Raw genomic sequence first — 24,200 nt, forward strand, 5'->3', positions numbered from 1 at the left:
ATTCCTGATCAGGCCCACATGCCAAAGCCCGCCCTGTGGACAGGGCGGGCTGAAGAGGCGGGGACGGGGCCCGGCTCGTGGCTTACTGCAGGGGGCCAGGCGATGGCTTTCGGCAGGAGTGCCGGGCGATGGCCTACGGCAGGGTGAGGATCTCCGCCCCGGTGTCCGTGACCACGAGCGTGTGCTCGAACTGAGCCGTACGCTTCCGGTCCTTCGTCACGACGGTCCAGCCGTCGTCCCACATGTCGTACTCGTGCGTACCGAGCGTGAGCATGGGCTCGATGGTGAAGGTCATCCCCGGCTGGATGACGGTCGTCGCGTGCGGGCTGTCGTAGTGCGGAATGATCAGCCCGGAGTGGAAGGAGGAGTTGATCCCGTGCCCGGTGAAGTCCCGCACGACCCCGTAGCCGAAGCGCTTGGCGTACGACTCGATGACGCGCCCGATGATGTTGATCTGGCGGCCGGGCTTGACCGCCTTGATGGCGCGGTTGAGGGACTCGCGGGTCCGCTCGACGAGCAGCCGGCTCTCCTCGTCCACGTCACCGACCAGGTAGGTCGCGTTGTTGTCGCCGTGCACCCCGCCGATGTACGCCGTCACGTCCAGGTTGACGATGTCGCCGTCCCGCAGGACCGTGGAGTCCGGGATGCCGTGGCAGATGACCTCGTTGACGGAGGAGCACAGCGACTTGGGGAAACCGCGGTAGCCGAGAGTCGAGGGGTAGGCGCCGTGGTCGCACATATAGTCGTGCGCCACCTGGTCCAGCTCGTCCGTCGTCACTCCCGGCGCGATGAGCTTGGCGGCCTCGGCCATCGCCTGAGCGGCGATCCGCCCGGCGGTCCGCATCGCCTCGATCGTCTCGGGCGTCTGCACCTCGGGGCCGGTGTACGGCGTGGGCGCGGGCTTGCCCACGTACTCGGGACGCCGGATGTTTCCCGGGACGGTACGGGTGGGAGAGAGCTCCCCTGGTACGAGCAGCGACTGGCCAGACATGTCAGCGAGTCTAACCAGCGGGCGTGGGGGACCATGTCTGTGGCGAAAGGAGCCGTCCATGGCCCTCTTCAAGAAGCGAACCGTCGGCAAGCCCGGCGAGTGGTACTACTGCCTGGAGCACAAGAAGGTCGAGGAAGGCCCCGACTGCCCGGGCAAGGACCGCTTCGGCCCGTACGCCTCCCGCCAGGAGGCGCAGCGCGCGATGGACATCGCCCGCGAGCGGAACCTCGAGTGGGAAACGGACCCCAGGTGGCATGACGGGTCCGGGACGGAGCCGGGGCCCAAGGACGACTGAGAGGGGCTGGGGCGGGCCGCGCCGCTCGACGGCCGGCAGCCGCCGACGGCGATCACCCCCACGGGAGACCCGTACTTGCCAGGTAACAGTCACGGGCGGTGCGCGGGCGGGGAATGCAGCCCGGCCGCCAGGCCGGGCACAGGCGGCGAGAGCGGCCATCGGCCCCCGGTGGCTACCACCGCGCCGACGGCGGATCCGTCAGCTGATCCGCGAGCCGGGACAACCGGTCCCGGAACCGCCGCCGCCCCCGCGGAGCCGGCAACGCGTTCTCCCCGGCCGCCGCACTGACAAGATGCTGCACGGTGTCGAGATCGAGCTCGGGATCGGCCGGCACGGCAAGCGCCTCGTGGGCCAGAGCCCCCAGCTCCCGGTCCCCCGCGGAAAGCGCCAGCACCGTCGCCCCGGCCCGCCGCGCGTCATGGACCCGCTCCAGCAGCGCGTCGCCCGGCGAGGCCGACGACACCACGAGCAACGTCTCTCCGCGCCGCGCCGCCTCGATGCGCCCGAGCCCCACCGTCAGGTGGGCCGGATCGGAGTCCCGCGCGGCGTGCCGCACCAGCGTCGGCGACAGCTCCGGCGTCCCCGACCACGCCGCCTCGTCCACCAGGTGTGCCGCGAGATGCCAGGGCTCATACTCCTCGGTCCCCACCAGCAGCAACCCGCCCCCGTACGACACCACGGACCCGCGCAACGCCCCCGCGAACCGCCGTGTGGCCCCCAACCACTCCGTCCCGGCGAGCACTTCGCGCAACAACGCGACCCGTACGGCATCCATGCGCACGCATCCTGCCCCAACCTGCCACTCGTGACCCGGAGTTCACCACGAATTCGCCCAAGCTGGGCAGAGGCACGCATCACCGGCCACACGAGAAGCGCTCAAGAAGTCCTTCCCGATGCGTCTCCGACGCCCCCAGGAGCCCCCTATGGCAGAGACGAGCACGCCGTTCCGAGCAGGCCGCGAAGGCTACGCCAGCTTCCGCATCCCCGCGGTCGTCGTCACCCGCGCCGCCACGCTTCTCGCCTTCTGCGAGGGGCGCGTCGGCTCCGCGCAGGACCACGGCAACATCGACATCGTGCTGAAGCGTTCGACGGACGGCGGCCGTACCTGGGGCCCGCTCCAGGCCGTCGCCAAGAACGGCGACAACCTCGCGGGCAACCCGGCGCCCGTCGTCCTCGACACCGGCCGCGTCCTGCTCGTACACGTCCGCAACGCGGCCACCGCGAGCGAGGACGCCATCCGGCGCGGCAAGGTGACGGCGGCCGACGGGCGGCGCGTCTGGGTGCGGCACAGCGACGACGACGGGGTCACCTGGTCGAGCCCGAGGGAGATCACCGGGCAGGTGAAGAAGACGAGTTGGCGGTGGTACGCCACCACGCCCGGGCACGCCATCCAGCTCGGCACCGGCCGGGTCGTCGTCCCCGGCAACCACACCGTGCCGCCCACCGGCACGGACAACGGCACCGAAGCGAAGTACAACAGCGGCCACTGCCTGCTCAGCGACGACCGTGGCGAGACCTGGTACCTCGGCTACATCGACCAGAACCCCGACAACTACATCAACGCCAATGAGACGACCGCCGCCGAACTCCCCGACGGACGCGTCTACTTCAACTCCCGCAACGACTCCCCGTCCCCGGGCAACCGCGCCGACGCCCACTCCAAGGACGGGGGAAAGACCCTGGTGAAGCCCTTCCGCCCGCAGGCCGGGCTCGTCACCCCCGTCGTCCAGGGCAGCCTGCTCCAGCTCCGCGACCCCGACCTGCTCCTGTACTCGGGCCCCGCCGACCCCGGCTTTCGCGCCCTGATGACCGTGCGCGCCAGCGCGGACGGCGGCACCACCTGGCGCACGGCGTACACCCTGGACGGGCTGCCCGCCGCGTACTCCGATCTCGTACGCGTCGACGCGTCGACCGTCGGCCTCCTCTACGAGACGGGCGACTTCGGCGCGTACGAGACGATCACCTTCCGCCGCATTCCCGTGACCGCCCTCACCTGAGCCCGCGGGCGCGATCCCGCGCACGTAAAGTCGGGCCATGACCACTAGTGACAGCGCCTCCGCCACCAGCGCAGAGAAGGCCCCCGCCAAGGACCCCTGGGACCTGCCCGACGTGTCCGGGCTCGTCGTCGGCGTGCTCGGCGGCACCGGCCCCCAGGGCAAGGGCCTCGCCTACCGGCTCGCCAGGGCCGGACAGAAGGTGATCATCGGCTCCCGCGCCACCGAACGCGCACAGGCCGCCGCCGCGGAGCTCGGGCACGGCGTCGAGGGCGCCGACAACGCCGAGTGCGCGCGGCGCAGCGACATCGTGATCGTCGCCGTGCCGTGGGAGGGCCACGGCAAGACCCTCGAATCCCTGCGCGGGGAACTGGCCGGCAAGCTCGTCGTCGACTGCGTCAACCCGCTCGGCTTCGACAAGAAGGGCGCGTACGCGCTGAAGCCGGAGGAGGGCAGCGCCGCCGAACAGGCCGCCGCCCTGCTGCCCGACTCCCGCGTCACCGCCGCCTTCCACCACCTCTCCGCCGTCCTCCTCCAGGACCCGGTGATCGAGGAGATCGACACCGATGTGATGGTCCTCGGCGAGGAGCGCGCCGACGTCGAGATGGTCCAGGCCCTCGCCGGCCGCATCCCCGGCATGCGCGGCATCTTCTCCGGCCGCCTGCGCAACGCCCACCAGGTCGAGTCCCTGGTCGCCAACCTGATCTCCGTGAACCGGCGCTACAAGGCGCACGCGGGCCTGCGGGTGACGGACGTATAGCGGCGTACGGGCGTGGGGTGCACCGAGGCGCTGGCGCCGGACGGGCGTGGGGTGCACCGAGGCGCGGGCGCCGTACGGGCGTGGGGTGCACCGAGGCGCGGGCGCCGTACGGGCATGAGGGACACTGGACGCCGTAGCACCAGCGATCCGTCCGTCTGTCAGGAGCCAGCCCCCCATGCCCCGCCTCGCCCTCTACGCCCTCACCGTCTGCATCCTCTCCGTCGCCGCGGCCGTGGTCTCCTTCGCGCAGGGCAGCTGGCTGGGGATCGTGTGGGTGCTGCTGGCGGGTGTGTCGTCCAACATGACGTGGTACTACGCGCGGAAGGGCAAGGCCCGGGGCGACTCCGTCAGCGGCTGAGCGTGCAGTACTCGTCGACGCCGTCCCAGAAGCGGTAGAGGTCCTGGCCGCAGTAACGCTGCGCGTCGTCGATGCCCAGGGCGCCCAGGACCGAGTAGATCGCCTCGAAGAACGCGCTGTTGACCGACGGGATCCACAGCACCGCGAACACCGCGAGCAGGCCGAAGGGGGCGAACGGCTCCACCTGGCGGCGGATGTTGTACGACAGCCAGGGCTCGATCACGCCGTAGCCGTCCAGGCCCGGGACCGGCAGGAAGTTCAGGATCGCGGCCGTGACCTGGAGCAGCGCGAGGAACGCCAGAGCGTATCGGAAGGGGTCCGGGACGCCGTCCAGGGTGTGCAGCCAGAACGGGGCCGTGCAGACGACGGCGAAGAGCACGTTCGTCAGCGGGCCCGCGGCCGAGATCAAGCTGTGCTTCCAGCGGCCCTGGATGCGGCCGCGCTCGATGAAGACCGCGCCGCCCGGCAGACCGATCCCGCCCAGGATGACGAAGATCACGGGCAGCACGATGCTGAGCAGTGCGTGCGTGTAGGCAAGAGGATTGAGGCTCAGGTAGCCCTTGGCGCCGATCGAGATGTCGCCGCTGTGCAGGGCGGTGCGCGCGTGCGCGTACTCGTGCAGACAGAGGGAGACGATCCACCCGGCCGTCACGAAGAGGAACACGGCCACACCGGGCTCCTCGGCGAACCCGCTCCAGGTCGCCCAGCCGGTCACCGCCATCACGGCCACGATCCCGACGAAGACGGGACTGATCCTCCGTTCACTCCGGCGGGCGGCTGCGGTGGTCATGGCGCTCCCTGGCTGGCGGTGCGTGTGTGCTCGGGCCTGCCCGACCGTACCGGGCTCACGCCGAAAACGTCTCGCTATCGGGCATTGGTTCCGGGGAGGGTAGGGGATGGGGCGATCGGAAGTGCCGGGCCCCCGCACCTGACGTCACCGGAGACAATGGACCCCGTGCGCTACCGCATTCTCGGCACCACCCAGGCACTCCGCGCCGACTGCACGCCCGTCCCGGTCGGCGGGGCGCGGCTGCGTGCCCTGCTGACCGTGCTCGCGTTGCGGGCCGGACGGACCGTGCCCGTGGGCGTCCTGGTCGACGAGGTGTGGGACGGCGCCCCGCCCGCCGACGCGCCCGGCGCGCTGCAGGCGCTGGTCGGGCGGCTGCGCAGGGCGCTCGGGCCGGACGCCGTGGAGTCGGCGGACGGCGGTTACCGGCTCGCCGCGAGCGCCGACGACATCGATCTGCACCGTTTCGAGCGGCTCGCGGGGGAGGGCACGCGCGCGCTCGCCGACGGCGACCCCGCGAAGGCGGCCGCGGTCCTCGACGACGCGCTGGCCCTGTGGCGGGAGCCGGCCCTCGCCGACCTCCCGGACCGCACGGCGGAATCGGCCCGCTGGGAGACCCGCTGCCTCGACGTCCGCCGCGCCCGCCTCACCGCGGCCCTCGCCCTCGGCCAGGCCGAGGCGGCCCTCCCTGAAGTCACCGCCCTCTGCGATCTCCACCCCCTGGACGAGGCCCTCCACGCCCTCCGCCTCCGCGCCCTCCGCGCCGCCGGCCGCCCGGCCGAGGCCCTCGCCGCGTACGAGTCCGTACGCGCGCTGTTGTCCGACCGCCTGGGCTCGGCCCCTGGTCCCGAACTCCGTTCCCTCTATGGGGAGTTGCTGACCCCGGGCGAAGGACCCGCCGTGGCGGGGCCTGGCCGAGAGCCGTACGGCGCGGGCGCGGGGAACGCCGCCGCGCACCGCGCCGGCCCGCAGGGCGCACGCGCGGGCGCCCTGGCCGGGGGACCTCCAGTTGGAGCCGCCTCCGCCCCCGACGCCGGGCCCGCCCGGCTTTCCCGTACCCGCCCCGCACCCCCACCCCCCGGCAATCTCCGCGCCCGCCTCACCTCCTTTGTGGGCCGGGAAGCCGATATCGACACCATTCGGGGCGACCTCGCGGCGGCCCGGCTGGTGACGTTGCTCGGGCCCGGCGGGGCCGGGAAGACACGGTTGTCGCAGGAGGCGGCGGAGGCCGTGGCGTATGCGGCGCGGGACGGGGTGTGGCTGGCCGAGCTCGCGCCGGTGGATGACCCGAAGGCGGTGCCCGAGGCCGTGCTGACGGCCGTCGGCGCGCGCGAGACCGTGCTGCGCGGTGCCGGTGCCGAGGAGATGCGGGCCGTGGCCGACCGGCACGACGACCCGCTCACCCGGCTCGCCGAGCACTGTGCCAAGCGGCGCATGCTGCTCATCCTCGACAACTGCGAGCACGTCGTGGACGCTGCCGCGCACCTCGTCGAGGAGTTGCTGGAGCGGTGTCCGGGACTGACCGTACTCGCCACCAGTCGCGAACCCCTCGGCGTACCGGGGGAGTTGCTGCGTCCCGTGGAGCCGCTGCCGGAGCCCGTCGCGCTGCGGCTGCTCGCCGACCGCGGGGCCGCGGCCCGGCCCGGCTTCCGGGTCGAGGACGACCCGTCCGCGGCGGCCGAGATCTGCCGGCGCCTCGACGGCCTCCCGCTCGCCATCGAACTCGCCGCCGCCCGGCTGCGGATGCTCACCCCCCGGCAGATCGCCGACCGGCTCGACGACCGCTTCCGGCTGCTGACCTCGGGCAGCCGTACCGTCCTGCCCCGGCAGCAGACCCTGCGCGCCGTCGTCGACTGGTCCTGGGACCTGCTCGACGAGGACGAACGGGACGTCCTGCGGCGGCTGTCCGTCTTCGCGGGCGGCTGCGACCTCGCCGCCGCCGAGGCGGTCTGCGGGCCCGCCGCGCTGGAAGCGCTCGGCTCGCTCGTCGACAAGTCCCTTGTCGTCGCCGCCCCTTCGGGCGAGGACGAGATGCGCTACCGGCTCCTGGAGACCGTCGCCGAGTACGCTGGCGAGCACCTCGACGAGTCCGGCGACCGCCCCACCGCCGAGCGCGCCCACCTCACGTACTACCGCGAACTCGCCCGCACCACCGACCCCGGACTGCGCGGCCCCGGACAGGGTGCCGCGATCGCGCTCCTTGAACGCGAGTACGAGAATCTGCGCACCGCCCTGCGGCACGCGGTCGCCGGACGCGACGAGCAGGAGACCATCTGCCTCGTCCTCTCCCTGGCCTGGTACTGGCAGATCCGCGACCAGCGCATCGACGCCCGTACCTGGTCCCAGGAAGCCATGGCCCTCGGCCCCGACCCCTTCGCACCGCCCCTTCGCCAGGCCGAGCCGCTGTACGAGAGGTGCACGGACGCCCCGCCGCCGATGCGCCCGGAGGTCCTCGAAGAGGCCCGGCGCGGTGTACACCTCGTCCATCTCGCCTGTATGGACATGGACTTGGACGCCTGGCAGACCCCGCAGGCCAAGGAGAAGCTGCGCGCCATCAGCGCGACCTACCGGCCCGGACTCCCGCAGACCTGCCGCAGCCCCGGCAGCCTCTGGTTTTACGCCGTCCTGCTCACCGGCGACCTGGAGCAGGTGAGCGACGTCATCGACACGTCGATCGGCGCCTGCCGCGAGCTCGGCTACGAGTGGGAACTCGCCGCCGCGCTGCAGATACGCGCAAACATCCGCGCCAACCGCGCCGACATGGCGGGCGACGCGAGGCGTGACGCCGACGAGGCGCTGGAGATCTTCGCCCGGGTCGGCGACGCCTGGGGCGCCGCCGAGTCGCTCTCCGCGCGCGGCGAGGCCTATGAGCGCAGGGGCGATTTCGCGGCCGCCGCGGCGGACTACGCGGAGGCGCGAACGTATGCCGAACGGCTGGGCGCCCGCGCCCAGACGGCGGTGCTCAAGGTCCGGCTCGGCAGTACGTACTTCGAGCTGGGGGAGCCCGAGCGGGGCGAGCGGATGATCCGCGAGGTGCTGGCGGAGGGCCACGGCGCCCTCAACGAGGCCATGCCCGCCGCCCGGCTCTTCCTCGCCATGTGGCTCGGCCGCAGCGGCCGGATCCCCGAGGCGCGTGAGGAGCTGCGGCTGCTGCGCAGGGACTTCGTGGCCAGCACCTTCGCGGTCTTCGACGGGTTCGTCATCGGCGTGGAGGCCTGGCTGGACGCGGAGGAGGGGAAGTACCCGAGCGCCCTGGACAAGGCGCGCGAGGCGATGGCCCTGTCCATGGACCCGCTGACGCTGATGATCGCGCCGCATATGACCTCCGCGCATCTGACCACCGCCGCCGTCGCCCTCACCGGCCTGGACGGCGGCCGCCGCGCCCGTGACGCGGCCCGGCTCCTGGGCGCTGCCGACCACTTGCTGCCGCCGGGCCACTACAAGGGCCCGACGGAGGACGAGATACGCGCGCGGGCCGAGGCGCGCGTGCGGGCCGTACTCGACGATGCGGCGTACGACGCCGCGTACGCCGAGGGCGGCGGGCTCTCCCGGGAGGAGGCCGCCGCCCTCGTCTGACGCGGACCGGGGGCCGTGGCCGCCCGTCCGTTCCGTGGCCGCCGAACGTCAGCTCTTGGTACGGAACTTGTGGATCGCGATCGGCGCCATGACCACCGTGAGCCCCGCCGTCCAGCCGAGGGTCACCCACAGGTCGTGCGCGACCGGGCCGCCCACCATCAGACCGCGCGCGGCGTCGGCGAGCGCGGACAGCGGGTTGTAGTCGGTGAAGTTCTGCAGCCAGCCGGGCATGGTCGCGGTCGGCGAGAAGATCGACGAACCGAACTGCAGGGGCATCAGCACCAGGAAGCCCATCGCCTGCACGGACTGGGCGTTCTTCATCGTCACCCCGAGGACCAGGAAGATCCACATCAGGGCGGAGCCGAAGAGGACGGAGAGCCCCACGGAGGCGAACAGGCCCGGCCAGCTGGTGATGTCGAAGCCGACGAGCACGCCGACGACCATGAGGATCGCCGTCGCGACGAGCATCCGCATCAGCTCCACCACGATCTTGGCGAAGAGCACGGAGCCCTGGCCGATCGGCAGGGTGCGGAAGCGGTCCATCACCCCCTTCTGGAAGTCCTCGTTGAAGCCGGTGCCCACGGCCGTCGCGATGTTCATCGCCGTCATCGCCATCAGACCGGGCACCACGTACTGCACGTAGGCGTCCTGACCGCCGCCCAGCGACTGCCCGATGGAGCCGCCGAAGACGTACACGAACAGCAGGGTGAAGACGATCGGCATCAGGATGGCGTCGAACACCGACTCCGGGTCCTGGCGGATCCACAGCAGATTGCGGCGGACGAGGGCCCCGATGTGGCGGGCGTGCGCGCGGGGCGAGATACGGGAGTCGCCCTGGGCGGCGAGGGGGGCTTCGGCGACAGAGGGGAGGTGCGCGGCGGAGCCGCTCCTTGGAAGGGTGGTGGCGGGCGACGGGCGGGCACTCATGCGGAGACCTCCTCGTAGGCGGGGGCGGGGGCGGTGTCGTCCTGCGGGACACTGGCCTTGTGGCCGGTGAGGGACAGGAACACCTCGTCCAGGCTGGGCAGTTCGGTGTTGATGGAGCCGATGGTGATGCCGCGCGCGGTGACCGCGCCGACGACGGCGGTGAGCTGTTCGTCGCTGAGGACCGGCACGAGCACGGTGCCGGTCTCGGTGTCCACGGCCGAGGCGGCGAGACCGGTCAGGCCCAGCTCGTCGAGCATCGCGGCGAGCGGGCGCAGCTCCAGCGGGTCCACGGGGCGGATCCGCAGCGTGCGGCCGCCGACCCGTGCCTTCAGTTCGTCGATCCGGCCGTTCGCGATGACCTTGCCGCGGTCGACGACCGTCAGCTCGGAGGCCAGCTGCTCGGCCTCCTCCATGTACTGGGTGGTGAGCAGCACGGTGGCGCCGTCGGCGACCATGCGCTTGACCTCGTGCCACACCTCGTTGCGGGTGCGCGGGTCGAGGCCGGTCGTCGGCTCGTCCAGGTACAGCACGGCCGGGTGGCCGATCATGGAGGCGGCCAGGTCGAGACGGCGGCGCATACCGCCGGAGTACGTGGACGCCGGGCGCTTCGCCGCCTCGGTGAGCGAGAAGCGCTCCAGGAGTTCGTCGGCACGCCGGCGGGCGTCCTTGCGGGACAGGTCGAGCAGCCGCCCGATCATGTACAGGTTCTCCCAGCCCGGGAGCTTCTCGTCGACCGAGGCGTACTGGCCGGTGAGGCCTATCACACGGCGCAGCTGCCGGGGCTGCCTCAGCACGTCGTACCCGGCGACCGTGGCCTGCCCGGAGTCCGGCGTGACGAGGGTGGACAGGCAGCGGACGAGGGTGGTCTTGCCGGCGCCGTTGGGGCCCAGCACGCCGAGGACGGTGCCCTCATGCACGTCCAGGTCCACCCCGTCCAGTGCCCTGGTCTCGCCGTAGTGCTTGACCAGCCCTCGCACGGTGACGGCGCGACCGCCGCCTGCGGGCTTCTTGTCGATTCGCGTCATGCCGCCAAACTGCCAGCCCCCACCGACAAACCACCGACAGACGGCCGACAGCTGCTTTCAGCCCCTCCGGCGTTTGAGGAGCGGGGTCTGGGGCGGAGCCCCAAGTACGGGACGGGCAGGGGCGGAGGGGGCGAAAAACCCAGCACCCACCCACCCGCACCGCTTCCCCGGTGAAGTGAGTTCGTCGGTGGCCCACCTCAGTGGTGAACGTGCTCCTCCGACGCCGGGACATGGGCGGCGACAAGGCGCCCCGGCGTCGCCGCGCCGGCGGCCGCACGCCGCCGGTCGACGCCATACGCGGCGGCAGCCACCGCGAGACCGAGGACGGCAAGAGCCGCCCCCGCCGGCGCGGGCGACGTCGCCCCGAAGCCGGCGGCCAGCGCGAGACCCCCGACCCACGCACCCCCGGCGTTCGCGAGGTTGAACGCGGCCTGGTTGGCGGACGACGCCAGGGACGGCGCGGCGGACGCCTTCTCCATGACCATCAGCTGCAGGGGCGAGCCGGTGATGAACGCGGCAACGCCGAGGAGGGTGACCGCGACGGCCGCGCTCCACTGGGCGGTCATGAGGACCGGGAAGAGCGCGAGGACCGCGACCAGGGCCGCCAGACCGCCGAAGAGGGTTCCCCGGAGGGAGTGGTCCGCGAGGCGGCCGCCCACCAGGTTGCCCGCCGTCGCACCGACGCCGAAGAGGGCAAGGAGCAACGTCACATTGCCATCGCTGTACCCGGCCGCGTCCGTGAGCATCGGCGTGATGTAGCTGTACGCGGAGAAGAGCGCGCCGAAGCCCGCCACGGTCGTCCCCAGGGCCAGCCAGACCGGGAGCGAGCGAAGGGCGGCCAGCTCGCCGCGCAGTCCGCCGGCGGGGGCTTCGGCGCCATCACGCGGAATCAGGAGCGCTAGCGAGGCTATGGCGGCCACGCCGATCGCGCTCACGCCCAGGAACGTCGCGCGCCAGCCCAGGTGCTGGCCCATGAGCGTGGCCACGGGCACACCCGCGATGTTCGCCACGGTCAGGCCGAGGAACATCAGCGAGACGGAGCGCGCCTTGCGCTCGGGGGCGACCAGGCTGGTGGCGACGACGGCTCCCACGCCGAAGAAGGCGCCGTGCGGCAGACCGCTGAGGAAGCGGGCGGCCACGAGCCAGTGGTAGTCGGGGGCGAAGGCGGAGAACGCGTTGCCCGCCACGAAGAGGACCATCAGGGCAACGAGGACCTTGCGGCGGGACATACGGGCGGTGGCGGCGGCGAGCAGCGGGGCGCCGATGACGACGCCGAGCGCGTACGCGGAGACCAGGTGCCCGGCGGTGGGGATGGAGATGTGCAGGTCGTCCGCGACCTCGGGCAGCAGGCCCATCATCACGAACTCGGTGGTACCGATGCCGAAGGCGCCCACGGCGAGGGCGAGCAGGGCCAGAGGCATGAGGGGCCTTTCAAGAGGAGCGGAGAGCACGGAGCGGGGCGGGGACGAGCGGTTCATGGGCGCGCGTACGCACAGCGGCGTACGCGCACGCATGGACGCGCCCGTGCACACCGATGTGCACGGGACGCGTGGGTCGGGTCGGCTGTGGGCCCAGGCGTACGTTCGGCTTCAGCCGTACAGCTCGGCTTCTGCCATAAGTTCAGCTAGGGAACAAACCCTCTCAGGCCCAGTATTCCAAGAAGTTAAGACGCGGTTGCGTCCATCTTGACGCGGGCGGCGATCGGAAGGTGATCGCTGCCGGTCCCGGGCAGGGTCCACGAGGTCACCGGCTCGACGCCCCTGACCATGATCTGGTCGATCCGGGCCATCGGGAACGACGTCGGCCAGCTGAACCCGAAGCCGCTGCCCGCCGCGCCCTGCGTGGAGCGCATCTGCGCGGTGACGGCGTTCAGCGCGCGGTCGTTCATCGTGCCGTTGAGGTCGCCGAGCAGCACGATCCGCTGCAGCGGCTCGTCGGCGATCGCCTCGCCCAGCGCGTCGGCGCTCTTGTCGCGCTGGCGGGCGGTGAACCCGGCCTCCAGCTTCACCCGTACCGAGGGCAGGTGGGCGACGTAGACGGCGACCTGTCCAGCCGGCGTCGTCACCGTCGCCCGCATGGCGCGCGTCCAGCCCAGCTCGATGTCCACGGGCTGGGCGAAGGTCAGCGGGTACTTGCTCCACAGCCCGACGGTGCCCTGCACCGAGTGGTACTTGTACGTCGACGCCAGCGCCGTCTCGTACACCGGAACCGCCGAGGCCGTCAGCTCCTCCAGGGCCAGGACGTCGGCGCCGGAGGCGGCCACGTCGCGAGCGGTGCCGGACGGGTCCGGGTTGTCGGCGTTGACGTTGTGCGTGGCGACGGTGAGGTCGCCGCCGTTGGCGGTCTTGTCGGTGAGCAGTCCGCCGAAGAGGTTCAGCCAGACGATCGCGGGCAGCAGCACGGCGATGAGCGCGGTGGCGGACTTCCGTACGAGGGCGAGGAGCAGCAGCACCGGGACGAGCGCGCCCAGCCACGGCAGGAACGTCTCCGTGAGGCTGCCGAGGTTGCCGATCCTGTTCGGGATCTTTGCGTGCAGCACCATCACCACGGACAGGATCATCGCGAGCGCGGCCAGGATCAGCCCGCGGCGCCAGATGCCGCGATCGCCGCGCCAGCCGTCGCCCAGGCGCCGAAGCCGGGATCCTCTGCGGTCCGGCCCCTGGCCACCGCTGCCCGTCTCCGTCAAATACGCCTGCGCCATACCGTCGCCTCACAACCTGCCGTGCGCACCGTCTGTCCCTCGGTTACGACCCTAGGGGATGATCGGCGTCGTTCTCGCCGTCGCATGACGGCCGTACGGGCAAGGGGACGTACAACTTCGTGTGCGGAGTTCCGAATACGGGCACGGAGCGCGCCCTCTGTGACGAAACGCGCACATTCGCCCCGTCGGACACACCGTCAGAAACCCTGTCCGTGAGGTCGGGAGCACGGCGTAAAGCTCGTCACAGGTGCGGCGCATTACGGATGATCCGGCCGCAGTCCCTCCAGCACCGTGTCGACGATGCGCTCCGCGAGGTCCTCCGGAAGGTCGCCCTCCGGGCGCATGAGGGCGCGTACCAGCATCGGGCCGACGAACAGGTCGCTGACCAGGTCTATGTCGACGTCCTCGCGCAGTTCGCCGTTGCGCTGTCCGCGGCGCAGGACGTCGTGGCCCAGCCGGCGCCTCGGCGCGATGACCGTCGTGTGGTACGCGTTCCAGAGTCGGGGGCTGCTCTTCATCTGGGCGTACACGTTGTGGAGCATCGCCGACGAGCGGTTGATCAGGCCGCGTTGGCGCAGCGACTTCAGGAGGACGACGAGGTCGTCGCGCATCGAGGTGCCGGGGAGTTCCGGGTCCGGGGGCTCGGCGGCGCGCAGTACGTCGACGAAGAGCTCCTCCTTGCCGCTCCAGCGGCGGTAGATGGTCGCCTTGCCGACGCCCGCGGTGCGGGCGATGCGCTCGATGGACAGCTCCCCGAGCGGTACGCCGTCCTCCAGGAGCTTCATCACGCCCTCGATGATCGAGCGCTCCACGGCCTCGCTGCGGGGGCGTCCCCTGACGGGCCCCTCGTGCCCGGCTCGGCTCTGCGTCGCGAGGCTCACGTCGAACTCCGTTTCGTTCGGTGCCCTGCGTTCATTTTCTCTGGCGTACGGGACTGTCGTTTCTGGCGTACGGGACGCTCGGCACCCGCTGCCCGCGGTCCGCCCGAAGCCGGCTCAGTGCTCCGCCGCCGTCATCAACTCGGCTTCCCCGGTGCCCTCCCGCTCCGTGGGCAGCCGGCCCGGCAGGAACACCGCCACGAGCACCGCGCCGACGATCGCGACGACCGCGCCGCACAGGGCGGTGGTGTGCATGGCGTGCAGGAAGGCCTCGTGGGCGGGGCCGACGAGGGTCTCGCCCTGGGGGCCGAGCCTGGCGGCTGCGCCGAGGGTGGCCTCGATGGACTCGCCCGCGGTGTGGCGCTGACCGGCCGGGACGACGGTCAGCTTCTCCTCGATGCCGCCGCGGTAGGCGGTGGAGAGGACGGAGCCGAGGACCGCGATGCCGAGGGCGCCGCCGACCTGGCGGAAGGTGTTGCCGAGCGCGGACGCGGAGCCCGCCTTCTCGCGCGGCAGGGCCTGCATGATCACGACACTGGTCGGGGTCATGATGTGCGCCGTGCCGGCGCCCATGAGGAAGAAGATGACCTCGAGGAGCCAGATCGGCGTGTCCGTGTCCAGGATGGCGAACGAGGCCAGCATCGTGGCGAGCAGCAGCAGCCCCGCCGTACAGGTGGCCCGGTGGCCGAACCGGTCGACGACGAGCCGGGCGCGCGGCGCGAAGAGGAGCTGGGCCGCGGCGAGCGGCAGCATCAGCACGCCGGTCTGCAGCGGCGAGTAGCCGCGCACGCTCTGCGTGTAGAAGACGGAGAAGAACGTCACGCCCATCAGCGCGAAGAAGACGAGCGCGGTGGCGGCGATGGCTGCCGAGAAGACCTTGTTCTTGAAGTAGGTGACGTCGATGGACGGATGGTCGCTGCGCTTCTCGTACACGACGAACGCGACGAGGACGGCGAGTCCGGCCGCGATGGCCCCGAGCACCGTCGCATCGGTGAAGTCGGCCAGTTGGCCGCCCTTGATGATGCCGTAGACGAGCAGGACGAGCCCCAGGACCGAGAGGACGACGCCTATCGGGTCGAGGCGGCCGCGGTTCGGGTCGCAGGAGTCGGGGACCAGCCAGATCATCAGGGCGAGCGCGAGCAGCACGATCGGCACGTTGATCAGGAAGACCGAGCCCCACCAGAAGCGGTCGAGGAGGATGCCGCCGGTGATCGGGCCGATCACGATGGCGATCCCGACGCCGCCGGCCCAGATACCGATGGCCCTGGGCTGCTCCTCGCGCTCGAAGACGTTCATCAGGACGGCGAGCGTGGCGGGCATCACGAAGGCGGCGCCGAGGCCCATCAGCGCGCGGAACGCGATGAGCTGGACCGGCGAGCCGGACTCCGCGGCCAGCGCGGAACCCAGGCCGAACACGGCGAGACCGGCGAGCAGCGTCTTCTTGCGGCCGAGACGGTCGCCGAGCACGCCCGCGGTGAAGAGGAGTCCGGCGAAGACGAGCGTGTAGGAGTTGATGGCCCACTCCAGCTCGCCCTGGGTGGCGCCGAGTCCGGTGGGCGGCGGGGTCGAGATCGTCTTGATGACGACGTTCAGGATGGAGTTGTCGATCACCACGATCAGCAGGCTGAGCATGAGCGCGCCGAGGATCGCCCAGCGACGCCGGTGCACCGCTTCGGGCACGCGGCGATCAGCGGGAGGAGCGGAAGTCGTCATTACGAACATCCTGTCGAAATTCGATACGGCGCCGTCTCGTATCGAAACGCTCGCACAGACCGTACGAGGAGACCCAGGAATAGGGGACCAGACGGGGTAAACCGCCCTGGTCTAGCCGTGCGTGGCACGAGGTGCCACCATGGAGCTGGTCCGGGGACGCCGTAAGGGCGCCTCGAGATGACAGAAGGAGCCGTTGCGATGACGCAGCTTTCGGCTGCCCAGAAGCAGCCTGCGGAGGGTGTGCGCCCGTCGACCGACAGCAGTAAGGCGCTGTACGGGGGCAAGAGCACCCGCAGGATCACGGTCCGCGACATCGCCGCCGCCAAGGAGCGCGGCGAGAAGTGGCCCATGCTCACCGCGTACGACGCGATGACCGCGTCCGTCTTCGACGAGGCCGGCATCCCGGTCATGCTCGTCGGTGACTCCGCGGGCAACTGCCACCTGGGGTACGAGACGACCGTGCCCGTCACCCTGGACGAGATGACCATGCTGTCGGCCGCGGTCGTACGCGGCACGAACCGCGCGCTCATCGTCGGCGACCTGCCGTTCGGCTCGTACCAGGAGGGTCCGGTGCAGGCGCTGCGCTCGGCGACCCGGCTGGTGAAGGAGGCCGGGGTCGGCGCCGTCAAGCTGGAGGGCGGCGAGCGCTCGCACCGGCAGATCGAGCTGCTCGTCGAGTCCGGCATCCCGGTCATGGCGCACATCGGGCTGACCCCGCAGTCCGTGAACGCCATGGGCTACCGCGTGCAGGGGCGGGGCGAGGAGGCCGCGCAGCAGCTGCTGCGGGACGCCAAGGCCGTGCAGGACGCGGGCGCGTTCGCTGTCGTCCTGGAGCTGGTGCCGGCCGAGCTGGCGGCCGAGGTCACGCGGACGCTGCACATTCCGACGGTCGGGATCGGGGCGGGGCCCGAGACCGACGCGCAGGTGCTCGTCTGGACCGACATGCTCGGGCTGACGGGGGGCCGGGTACCGAAGTTCGTGAAGCAGTACGCCGACCTGCGGGCGGTCATGGGTTCCGCGGCGAAGGCGTTCGCCGAGGACGTCGTCGGCGGGACGTTCCCCCTGGAGGAGCACTCCGTCCACTAGACCTCTGGACCTCTAGATCTCCAGGCCTCACTTGTAGGTCTCCAGGTCTCACTTGAGCCACTGCGGCACCAAGGCAGCCCGCCGATTTCCCCCGTCGGCGGGCTGCGCCGTTTCGGAGTCTCGGTCTGCTCGCGGCCGACGCTCTGGTCGAAGCGGTCCAGAACGAGGGCTGACGGTCCAGAACGAGGCTGAAGGCGGGGGCGGGGGCGGAGAATCCGCCCCCGCCCCCGGCGTCACGCGTGCTCGCGCCACCGGTTCGTGATCGGCAGCCGCCGGTCCTTGCCGAAGCCCTTGGCGGAGATCTTGGTGCCCGGCGGGTACTGGCGGCGCTTGTACTCCGCCGTGTCGACCATGCGGAGCGTCTTCACGACCAGCTCGCGGTCGAACCCGGCGGCGACGATGGAGTCCGCCCCCTCGTCCCGGTCGACGTACCGCTCGAGGATCGCGTCCAGGACGGGGTAATCGGGGAGCGAGTCCGTGTCGACCTGGTCCGGGCGGAGCTCCGCGCTCGGGGGCTTGGTGATGGAACTCTCGGGGATCGGCGGCGTCTGCCCCCGCTCCGCCGCAGCCCGGTTGCGCCACTTGGCCAGCTCGAAGACCGACGTCTTGTACACGTCCTTGATGGGCCCGTACGCCCCCACGGAGTCGCCGTACAGCGTCGAGTACCCCACGGCCAGCTCCGACTTGTTGCCGGGCGCCAGCACGATGTGCCCCTCCTGGTTGGAGATCGCCATCAGCGTCGTGCCCCGGAGACGGGACTGGAGGTTCTCCTCGGCGAGCCCGGTCAGCCCCAGCGACGACATGTACGCGTCGAACATCGGCTCGATCGGCACGGTCCGGAAGTTCAGCCCCGTCCGCTGCGCCAGCTCCGCCGCGTCGCCCTTGGAGTGGTCGGAGGAGTACTTCGACGGCATCGAGACGCCGTACACGTTCTGCGCGCCCAGCGCATCGCAGGCGATGGCCGCGACCAGCGCGGAGTCGATTCCCCCGGACAGCCCGATCAGCACCGAACGGAACCCGTTCTTCGCCGCGTACGCCCGCAGGCCGACGACCAGCGCCGAGTAGATCTCCTCGATGTCGTCGAGCCGCTCGGCGTACCCGCTGGCCAGCTCAGCGTCGTACGCGGGCAGCGGCTCCTCGGAGAGGATCAGGCGCTCGATGCGCAGACCGTCGTCCACAAAGCTTCCATCAGCGACTTCGTCGCGGGCGGTCACCGGCTCGGCCGCCGCCGCCGGAAGGTCCAGGTCCAGTACGACGCAGCCCTCCGCGAACTGCGGCGCCCGCGCGATGACGTCACCGTCGCGGTCGACGACGATCGAGTCCCCGTCGAAGACGATCTCGTCCTGCCCGCCGATCATGGCGACGTAGGCGGTGGTGCACCCGGCTTCCTGGGCGCGCTTGCGGACCAGTTCGAGCCGGGCGTCGTCCTTGTTGACCTCGTACGGGGAGGCGTTGATGGAGACCAGCAGCCCGGCCCCGGCGGAGCGGGCGGCGGGTACGCGGCCGCCGTCCTGCCAGAGGTCCTCGCAGATGGCGAGGGCGACATCGACCCCGTGGACCCGCACGACCGGCATGGTGTCGCCGGGCACGAAGTACCGGAACTCGTCGAACACGCCGTAGTTGGGGAGGTGGTGCTTGGCGAAGCTCAGCGCCACCTGCCCCCCGTACAGCACGGCGGCGGCGTCCTGCGGGGCGCCGGCCGGCTGCCCGTACCTCGGCTGCGCGGTCTCCGACCGGTCGAGGTAGCCGACGATCACCGGCAGCTCACCGAAGCCCTCGTCGGCGAGCCGGGCGGCCAGCGAGCGCAGTGCCGCGCGGGAGGCCTCGACGAAGGACGGCCGCAGGGCCAGGTCCTCGACGGGATAGCCGGTCAGCACCATCTCGGGGAACGCCACCAGATGCGCTCCCTGCTCGGCGGAGTGCCGGGTCCAACGGACGATCGCCTCGGCGTTCGCGGCGAGATCGCCGACGGTCGAGTCGATCTGATTCAGGGCGAGACGTAGTTGAGGCACGGGCCCAGTGTAATCGTCAGAGCGACGCGATGGGGTGGCGAGGGGTGTGGGCCGCCCCACGCGGGCAGGGCATCGGCCGAGGCCGGACCGGCCGAGTTCGCGGCCGGTAAGCAGGGAGAGCGGGGCGGCCCCGCCCGCACATCTCCCGGCCGCGTCTCAGTCGCGCGCCTTCGCGCCCCGTTCCTTGAGCAGGTCGGCCATCAGCTCGATCTCCGCCTGCTGTCCGTCGACCATGCCCCGCGCGAGCCGCTTCTCCACGCCGACCTCGCACTTGGCGACACAGCCCTCGGCCATGTGGATGCCGCCCTTGTGGTGGTCGGTCATCAACTGCAGATAGAAGACCTCGGCCTGCTTGCCGCCGAGCGTGTTCAGCTTCTTCATCTCCGCGTTGGCCGCCATGCCCGGCATGAGCGCGCCGTCCTCGCCGGAGGCCATGTCACCCATGCCCATCCAGGTCATCGGCGCGTCCGAGGACGCCTTCGGCAGCTCCCACAGGTCGAGCCAGCCGAGCAGCATGCCGCGCTGGTTTGCCTGCGTCTGCGCGATGTCGTACGCGAGGCGCCGGAGCTCCACGTCCTTGGTGCGGTCGCGCACGATGTACGACATCTCGACGGCCTGCTGGTGGTGCACCGCCATGTCCCGCGCGAAGCCCGCGTCGGCGGAGTCGGCGGCCGGCGTCACGGTGTTCGAACCGCCGTCCCCGGCGACCGCGTACGTGATCGCCCCGGCCGCGACGAGCACAGCCGTCACGGCCGGGGCGATCCACCCGACATGCCTCACTGGGGCAGACCGTTGGTGCAGGGGGCGCCCGGCTCGGGCGTCTGCTTGCCCTGGACGAACTCCGAGAAGAACGCGTCGACGTTCGGGTCGCTCGCGCCCGTCACCGTGCGCTGCTTGCCCCATGCGCTGAGCATGATCGGGTCCTTCTGGCCGTCGACGGGGCTCATCAGCGTGTACGGGGTCTTCTTGACCTTCGCCGCGAGCGCGTCGATGTCGGCCTTCGCGGCCTTGCTGTTGTACGTCACCCAGACCGCGCCGTGCTCCAGCGAGTGCACGGCGTTCACGTTGTTGATCGCCTTGGTGTAGACGTCGCCGTTGCAGTTCATCCACGCCTGGCTGTGGTCACCGCCGACCGGGGGCTCCATCGGGTAGTTCACGGCCTTGGTGACGTGGTTCTGCGTCAGCGTGCCCTTCCAGGTCTTCACGCCGTCCTGGCCCGTGACGAAGTGCCCCGACGCCTTCGAGTCGCTCGCCGTGTCGTTCTTGTCGTTCGCGTCGGACTGCGACTGGACGAGGACGACGCCGCCGACGGCGAGACCGGCGACCACGACCACGCTGGCGGTGATCGCGAGGATCCGGTTGCGGCGCTCGCGGGACTGCTGGGCGCGGCGCATCTCCTCTATACGCGCCTTGCGCGAGGTGCTGCTGCTGTTCTTGACGGAACCCATGGCGAGTCCTTTTGAGGAATGGGGCGGTCGGGTCCGCTGATCGTAGTGGGGGAGGAGGGGGTGGATGCACGAAGCCTCACCTGAATGACCGAAGGTGGCTTTCGTGCGGGCGGAAAGGCGGCTTTCGTCCAGAAAATTTGAATCGCGGATGCGTATTATTTATGCTCTCCGGTATGCGGCTGTTGCGATCCACCGACCTGGCCCTGCGCGTCCTCATGCGGCTCGCCGTCGCGGGCGAGTCCACTCCCACGACCCGCGAGGTCGCGGCGGACATGGATGTGCCGTACACGCATGCCGCGAAGGTCGTCGCCGAGCTCCAGCACCTCGGACTGCTGACGGCCCGCCGGGGCCGGGGCGGCGGCCTCGCGCTCACCGAGGAGGGGCGCACGGCATCGGTCGGCGCCGTCGTCCGCACCTTCGAGGGGGACGGCGACGTCGTCGAGTGCGAGGGCGCCACGCCGTGCCCGCTGCATTCCGCGTGCCGTCTGCGGGGCGCCCTGAGGCGGGCCCAGGAGGCGTTCTTCGCCTCACTGGACCCGCTGACCGTCGCGGACATGGTCGCCCCGCCGACCGGACCGGTGCTGCTCGGGATCTCCAGCAGGCCCTAGCCCTCTGGATGTCCATCAGGCCCTAGCCCTCTGGATGTCCATCAGGCCCTTGCCCTCTGGATGTCCATCAGGCCCTTGATTCTCCAGCTCTTCGCGGCAGCTCAGTAGCCCTTCGCGACGCTCTAGGGCTGCGCGAGCCAGAGGTCCGGGCCGAACACCTCGTAGTGGATGTCGGCGGCCGCCACGCCCTTCCCGATGAGCTGCTCCCGTACGGCCCGCATGAAGGGCAGCGGACCGCACAGGTACGCGCGCGTGCCTGACGGAATCGCCACTCCGGAGAGGTCGACCAGGCCCGTGCGGTCGGCCGGGTGCCCCGGCTCCGGCCGGTCGTACCAGAAGTGGACGGCCGCGTCCGGCAGCTTGCCCGCGTAGGCCTCGTGGTCGGCGCGCAGGGCGTGCTCGGCCGGGGACCGGTCCGCGTGGACGACGGTGACCGGGGCGCGGTGCCCGGTGGCCGCGAGCTGTTCCAGCATCGCGATCATCGGGGTCACGCCGATCCCGGCGGAGGCGAGCAGGAGGGGCGCGTCGTCGGCGTCCAGCACCAGATCGCCGTACGGATCGGAGAGCCACAGCCTGCTGCCCTCGTGCACGCGCGCGTGGAGGTGGTTCGACACCTCGCCGTCGGGGGTGGCGCCCCCGTGCACGCGCTTGACGCCGATCTGGCGCACGGGCGAGCCCGGAGCGCTGGAGAGGCTGTACTGGCGTATCTGACGGGCCCCGTCGGGCAGTTCGACCCGCACCGAGACGTACTGTCCCGCCCGGAAGTCCGGCACCGGGCCGTCGTCGGCCGGGCGCAGCCGGAAGGTCGCGACGTCCGCGGTCTCCTCGACGCGTCCGACGACCTCCCACTCCCGCCATCCACCACCGCCGCGCTCCTCGGACAGCCGCCGCTCGATGGCGATGAGGGCGTTCGCCATCAGCCAGTAGACCTCGTCCCAGGCGGCCGCGACCTCGGGGGTGACCGCGTCGCCGAGCACCCCGGCGATGCCCGCGAAGAGGTGCTCGTGGACGACCTTGTACTGCTCGGGCTCGATGCCCAGGGAGGCGTGCTTGTGGGCGATGCGCTGAAGCATCGCGTCGGGGCGCTCGTCCGGGTGCTCCACGAGGTACTTGGCGAAGGCGGCGATCGACCCCGCCAGGGCCTGGCGCTGGGTGCCGTCCGCTTGGTTGCCGCGGTTGAAGAGATCGCGCAGCAGCTCGGGGTGCGCGGCGAACAGCCCGTCGTAGAAGCGGTCGGTGATCTCACCGATGGCGGCGCCGACGACGGGGAGGGTGGCGCGCACGGTGGCGGCGGACTGCTCGGACAGCATCAGGACTCCTAAGGGGCCGAGGCGGGAAGGGGCGGTTGCGGCCCCTCGTCTGCACGGCACGGTAGTAAAATTTGCATCTGAAATGCAAATTAAAACGACCGGGTGTGAGGAAGGCGGCGGTCGGCCATTTCAGAGACGCGGGCGAGCAGGCAAGATGGGCGTCAGAGCAGTACACCTGCCGTACGCGAGGCGTTCAGGCCGCGGCCGCTGGGGCGATCAAGGTCCGCAACGCGCACGAAATGGTGTTGTGGTGGGATGCTCAGGTACGCCGATCGTCTCCGAGGCGTGGGAGCAGGCGGCCTGACCAGCAACGATGGGTGGAAGCGGAAGATGGACAAGCAGCAGGAGTTCGTGCTCCGGACACTGGAGGAGCGGGACATCCGCTTCGTACGCCTGTGGTTCACGGACGTGCTCGGCTTCCTCAAGTCGGTGGCCGTGGCCCCGGCCGAACTGGAACAGGCCTTCGACGAGGGCATCGGGTTCGACGGCTCGGCGATCGAGGGCTTCGCCCGGGTGTACGAGTCCGACATGATCGCCAAGCCGGACCCGTCGACCTTCCAGGTCCTGCCGTGGCGCGCGGAGGCCCCCGGTACGGCCCGTATGTTCTGCGACATCCTCATGCCGGACGGCTCCCCGTCCTTCGCCGACCCGCGCTACGTCCTCAAGCGCGCCCTGGCGAAGACCTCCGACCTGGGCTTCACCTTCTACACCCACCCGGAGATCGAGTTCTTCCTGCTGAAGGACCGCCCGCTGGACGGTTCGCGGCCCACCCCCGCCGACAACTCCGGCTACTTCGACCACACCCCGCAGAACGTCGGCATGGACTTCCGCCGCCAGGCCATCACCATGCTGGAGTCGATGGGCATCTCGGTCGAGTTCTCCCACCACGAGGGCGCCCCCGGCCAGCAGGAGATCGACCTGCGCTACGCCGACGCGCTCTCCACGGCCGACAACATCATGACGTTCCGCCTCGTCATGAAGCAGGTCGCGCTGGAGCAGGGCGTGCAGGCGACCTTCATGCCCAAGCCCTTCTCCGAGCACCCCGGCTCCGGCATGCACACCCACCTCTCCCTCTTCGAGGGCGACCGCAACGCGTTCTACGAGTCCGGCGCGGAGTACCAGCTCTCCAAGGTCGGCCGCTCCTTCATCGCGGGCCTGCTGAAGCACGCGGGGGAGATCTCCGCCGTCACCAACCAGTGGGTCAACTCCTACAAGCGCATCTGGGGCGGCTCGGAGCGCACGGCCGGCGCCGGCGGCGAGGCCCCCTCGTACATCTGCTGGGGCCACAACAACCGCTCCGCCCTCGTCCGCGTCCCGATGTACAAGCCCGGCAAGACCGGCTCCGCGCGCGTCGAGGTCCGCTCCCTCGACTCGGGCGCGAACCCGTACCTGGCCTACGCGCTGCTGCTGGCGGCGGGCCTCAAGGGCATCGAAGAGGGCTACGAGCTCCCGCCCGGCGCCGACGACGACGTCTGGGCCCTCTCCGACGCCGAGCGCCGCGCCATGGGCATCGAGCCCCTGCCGCAGAACCTCGGCGAGGCCCTGGACCTGATGCAGCGCAGCGAACTCGTCGCCGAGACCCTCGGCGAGCACGTCTTCGACTTCTTCCTGCGCAACAAGAAGTCGGAGTGGGAGGAGTACCGCTCCGAGGTGACGGCGTTCGAGCTGCGGAAGAACCTGCCGGTGCTGTAAGCGCGGTCAGGGCGGGTAACCCGCAAGAACATCCCGCAG

The 24,200-nt window shown here is 71.0% G+C and carries 21 protein-coding genes; 8 read left to right on the forward strand and 13 right to left on the reverse strand.

All coding sequences use genetic code 11. The features are described 5' to 3' along the window. Positions 1 to 133 precede the first annotated feature (133 nt). On the reverse strand, positions 134 to 991 hold the full coding sequence (map, locus tag C4B68_RS28905) for a type I methionyl aminopeptidase (protein ID WP_099500842.1): 858 nt from the start codon (positions 989 to 991) through the stop codon (positions 134 to 136). Positions 992 to 1,049: 58 nt separating this feature from the next. Between map and C4B68_RS28910 the strand changes: the two genes are divergently transcribed. After that, positions 1,050 to 1,286, forward strand: a complete 237-nt coding sequence (locus tag C4B68_RS28910) for a hypothetical protein (protein ID WP_099500843.1) — start codon at positions 1,050 to 1,052, stop codon at positions 1,284 to 1,286. A gap of 172 nt (positions 1,287 to 1,458) precedes the next feature. On the opposite strand, the gene C4B68_RS28915 is transcribed toward C4B68_RS28910, so the two are convergent. Continuing rightward, complete coding sequence (locus tag C4B68_RS28915; RefSeq protein WP_099500844.1) at positions 1,459 to 2,061, reverse strand: hypothetical protein; 603 nt, start codon at positions 2,059 to 2,061, stop codon at positions 1,459 to 1,461. A gap of 148 nt (positions 2,062 to 2,209) precedes the next feature. Between C4B68_RS28915 and C4B68_RS28920 the strand changes: the two genes are divergently transcribed. The 3 genes from C4B68_RS28920 to C4B68_RS28930 all read left to right on the forward strand — a co-directional run bounded on the left by C4B68_RS28920 (position 2,210) and on the right by C4B68_RS28930 (position 4,398). Then, positions 2,210 to 3,283 (forward strand): sialidase family protein, encoded by a 1,074-nt coding sequence (locus tag C4B68_RS28920; protein WP_099500845.1) that lies wholly within the window; start codon positions 2,210 to 2,212, stop codon positions 3,281 to 3,283. A 37-nt stretch (positions 3,284 to 3,320) separates the two neighbouring features. Beyond that, on the forward strand, positions 3,321 to 4,040 hold the full coding sequence (npdG, locus tag C4B68_RS28925; RefSeq protein ID WP_099500846.1) for an NADPH-dependent F420 reductase: 720 nt from the start codon (positions 3,321 to 3,323) through the stop codon (positions 4,038 to 4,040). Positions 4,041 to 4,215: 175 nt separating this feature from the next. After that, positions 4,216 to 4,398: a hypothetical protein gene (locus C4B68_RS28930; protein WP_099500847.1), complete on the forward strand. Its 183-nt coding sequence runs from the start codon at positions 4,216 to 4,218 to the stop codon at positions 4,396 to 4,398. Here C4B68_RS28930 and C4B68_RS28935 read toward each other — a convergent pair. Beyond that, a complete protein-coding gene (locus C4B68_RS28935; RefSeq protein WP_099500848.1) occupies positions 4,388 to 5,188 on the reverse strand; it encodes a site-2 protease family protein in 801 nt (266 codons plus the stop codon). The genes C4B68_RS28930 and C4B68_RS28935 overlap by 11 nt on opposite strands. Before the next feature lie 156 nt (positions 5,189 to 5,344). Between C4B68_RS28935 and C4B68_RS28940 the strand changes: the two genes are divergently transcribed. Then, positions 5,345 to 8,761 carry an AfsR/SARP family transcriptional regulator gene (locus tag C4B68_RS28940; protein ID WP_099500849.1) on the forward strand — a complete coding sequence of 1,139 codons (3,417 nt, stop codon included), beginning with the start codon at positions 5,345 to 5,347 and terminating at the stop codon, positions 8,759 to 8,761. A 48-nt stretch (positions 8,762 to 8,809) separates the two neighbouring features. Here C4B68_RS28940 and C4B68_RS28945 read toward each other — a convergent pair whose 3' ends face one another. The 6 genes from C4B68_RS28945 to C4B68_RS28970 form a co-directional block, all read right to left on the reverse strand. Continuing rightward, positions 8,810 to 9,688: an ABC transporter permease gene (locus C4B68_RS28945; protein WP_099500850.1), complete on the reverse strand. Its 879-nt coding sequence runs from the start codon at positions 9,686 to 9,688 to the stop codon at positions 8,810 to 8,812. Next, on the reverse strand, positions 9,685 to 10,713 hold the full coding sequence (locus C4B68_RS28950; protein ID WP_099500851.1) for an ATP-binding cassette domain-containing protein: 1,029 nt from the start codon (positions 10,711 to 10,713) through the stop codon (positions 9,685 to 9,687). The genes C4B68_RS28945 and C4B68_RS28950 overlap by 4 nt, the downstream gene beginning before the upstream one ends. A gap of 197 nt (positions 10,714 to 10,910) precedes the next feature. Then, on the reverse strand, positions 10,911 to 12,134 hold the full coding sequence (locus C4B68_RS28955; RefSeq protein ID WP_099500852.1) for an MFS transporter: 1,224 nt from the start codon (positions 12,132 to 12,134) through the stop codon (positions 10,911 to 10,913). 242 nt (positions 12,135 to 12,376) lie between these two features. Continuing rightward, the gene (locus C4B68_RS28960) at positions 12,377 to 13,414 is read right to left on the reverse strand and encodes an endonuclease/exonuclease/phosphatase family protein (protein WP_099500853.1); all 1,038 of its coding nucleotides are present in this window, start codon (positions 13,412 to 13,414) and stop codon (positions 12,377 to 12,379) included. 257 nt (positions 13,415 to 13,671) lie between these two features. Further along, on the reverse strand, positions 13,672 to 14,295 hold the full coding sequence (locus C4B68_RS28965; RefSeq protein WP_099500854.1) for a TetR/AcrR family transcriptional regulator: 624 nt from the start codon (positions 14,293 to 14,295) through the stop codon (positions 13,672 to 13,674). 114 nt (positions 14,296 to 14,409) lie between these two features. Further along, positions 14,410 to 16,005, reverse strand: coding sequence for an MFS transporter (locus C4B68_RS28970; protein WP_099500855.1), 1,596 nt, complete (start codon positions 16,003 to 16,005; stop codon positions 14,410 to 14,412). 198 nt (positions 16,006 to 16,203) lie between these two features. Between C4B68_RS28970 and panB the strand changes: the two genes are divergently transcribed. After that, entirely contained in the window at positions 16,204 to 17,091 is an 888-nt protein-coding gene (panB, locus tag C4B68_RS28975) for a 3-methyl-2-oxobutanoate hydroxymethyltransferase (RefSeq protein ID WP_099500856.1), read from the forward strand. Positions 17,092 to 17,324: 233 nt separating this feature from the next. Here panB and C4B68_RS28980 read toward each other — a convergent pair whose 3' ends face one another. The 3 genes from C4B68_RS28980 to C4B68_RS28990 all read right to left on the reverse strand — a co-directional run bounded on the left by C4B68_RS28980 (position 17,325) and on the right by C4B68_RS28990 (position 20,551). Further along, a complete protein-coding gene (locus C4B68_RS28980) occupies positions 17,325 to 19,103 on the reverse strand; it encodes an NAD+ synthase (RefSeq protein WP_099500857.1) in 1,779 nt (592 codons plus the stop codon). 156 nt (positions 19,104 to 19,259) lie between these two features. Next, positions 19,260 to 19,883: a DUF305 domain-containing protein gene (locus C4B68_RS28985; RefSeq protein ID WP_099500858.1), complete on the reverse strand. Its 624-nt coding sequence runs from the start codon at positions 19,881 to 19,883 to the stop codon at positions 19,260 to 19,262. After that, the gene (locus C4B68_RS28990) at positions 19,880 to 20,551 is read right to left on the reverse strand and encodes a DUF3105 domain-containing protein (protein WP_099500859.1); all 672 of its coding nucleotides are present in this window, start codon (positions 20,549 to 20,551) and stop codon (positions 19,880 to 19,882) included. The genes C4B68_RS28985 and C4B68_RS28990 overlap by 4 nt, the downstream gene beginning before the upstream one ends. Before the next feature lie 173 nt (positions 20,552 to 20,724). On the opposite strand from C4B68_RS28990, the gene C4B68_RS28995 reads away from it, so the two are divergent. Continuing rightward, positions 20,725 to 21,159, forward strand: coding sequence for an RrF2 family transcriptional regulator (locus tag C4B68_RS28995; RefSeq protein WP_099501146.1), 435 nt, complete (start codon positions 20,725 to 20,727; stop codon positions 21,157 to 21,159). A gap of 122 nt (positions 21,160 to 21,281) precedes the next feature. On the opposite strand, the gene C4B68_RS29000 is transcribed toward C4B68_RS28995, so the two are convergent. Then, positions 21,282 to 22,469 (reverse strand): globin domain-containing protein, encoded by a 1,188-nt coding sequence (locus tag C4B68_RS29000; protein WP_099500860.1) that lies wholly within the window; start codon positions 22,467 to 22,469, stop codon positions 21,282 to 21,284. Between the two features lie 330 nt (positions 22,470 to 22,799). On the opposite strand from C4B68_RS29000, the gene glnA reads away from it, so the two are divergent. Beyond that, positions 22,800 to 24,161 (forward strand): type I glutamate--ammonia ligase, encoded by a 1,362-nt coding sequence (gene glnA, locus C4B68_RS29005; protein WP_099500861.1) that lies wholly within the window; start codon positions 22,800 to 22,802, stop codon positions 24,159 to 24,161. Positions 24,162 to 24,200 lie beyond the last annotated feature (39 nt).

The sequence above is a fragment of the Streptomyces dengpaensis genome (genome assembly GCF_002946835.1).
GTDB classification, from domain to species: domain Bacteria; phylum Actinomycetota; class Actinomycetes; order Streptomycetales; family Streptomycetaceae; genus Streptomyces; species Streptomyces dengpaensis.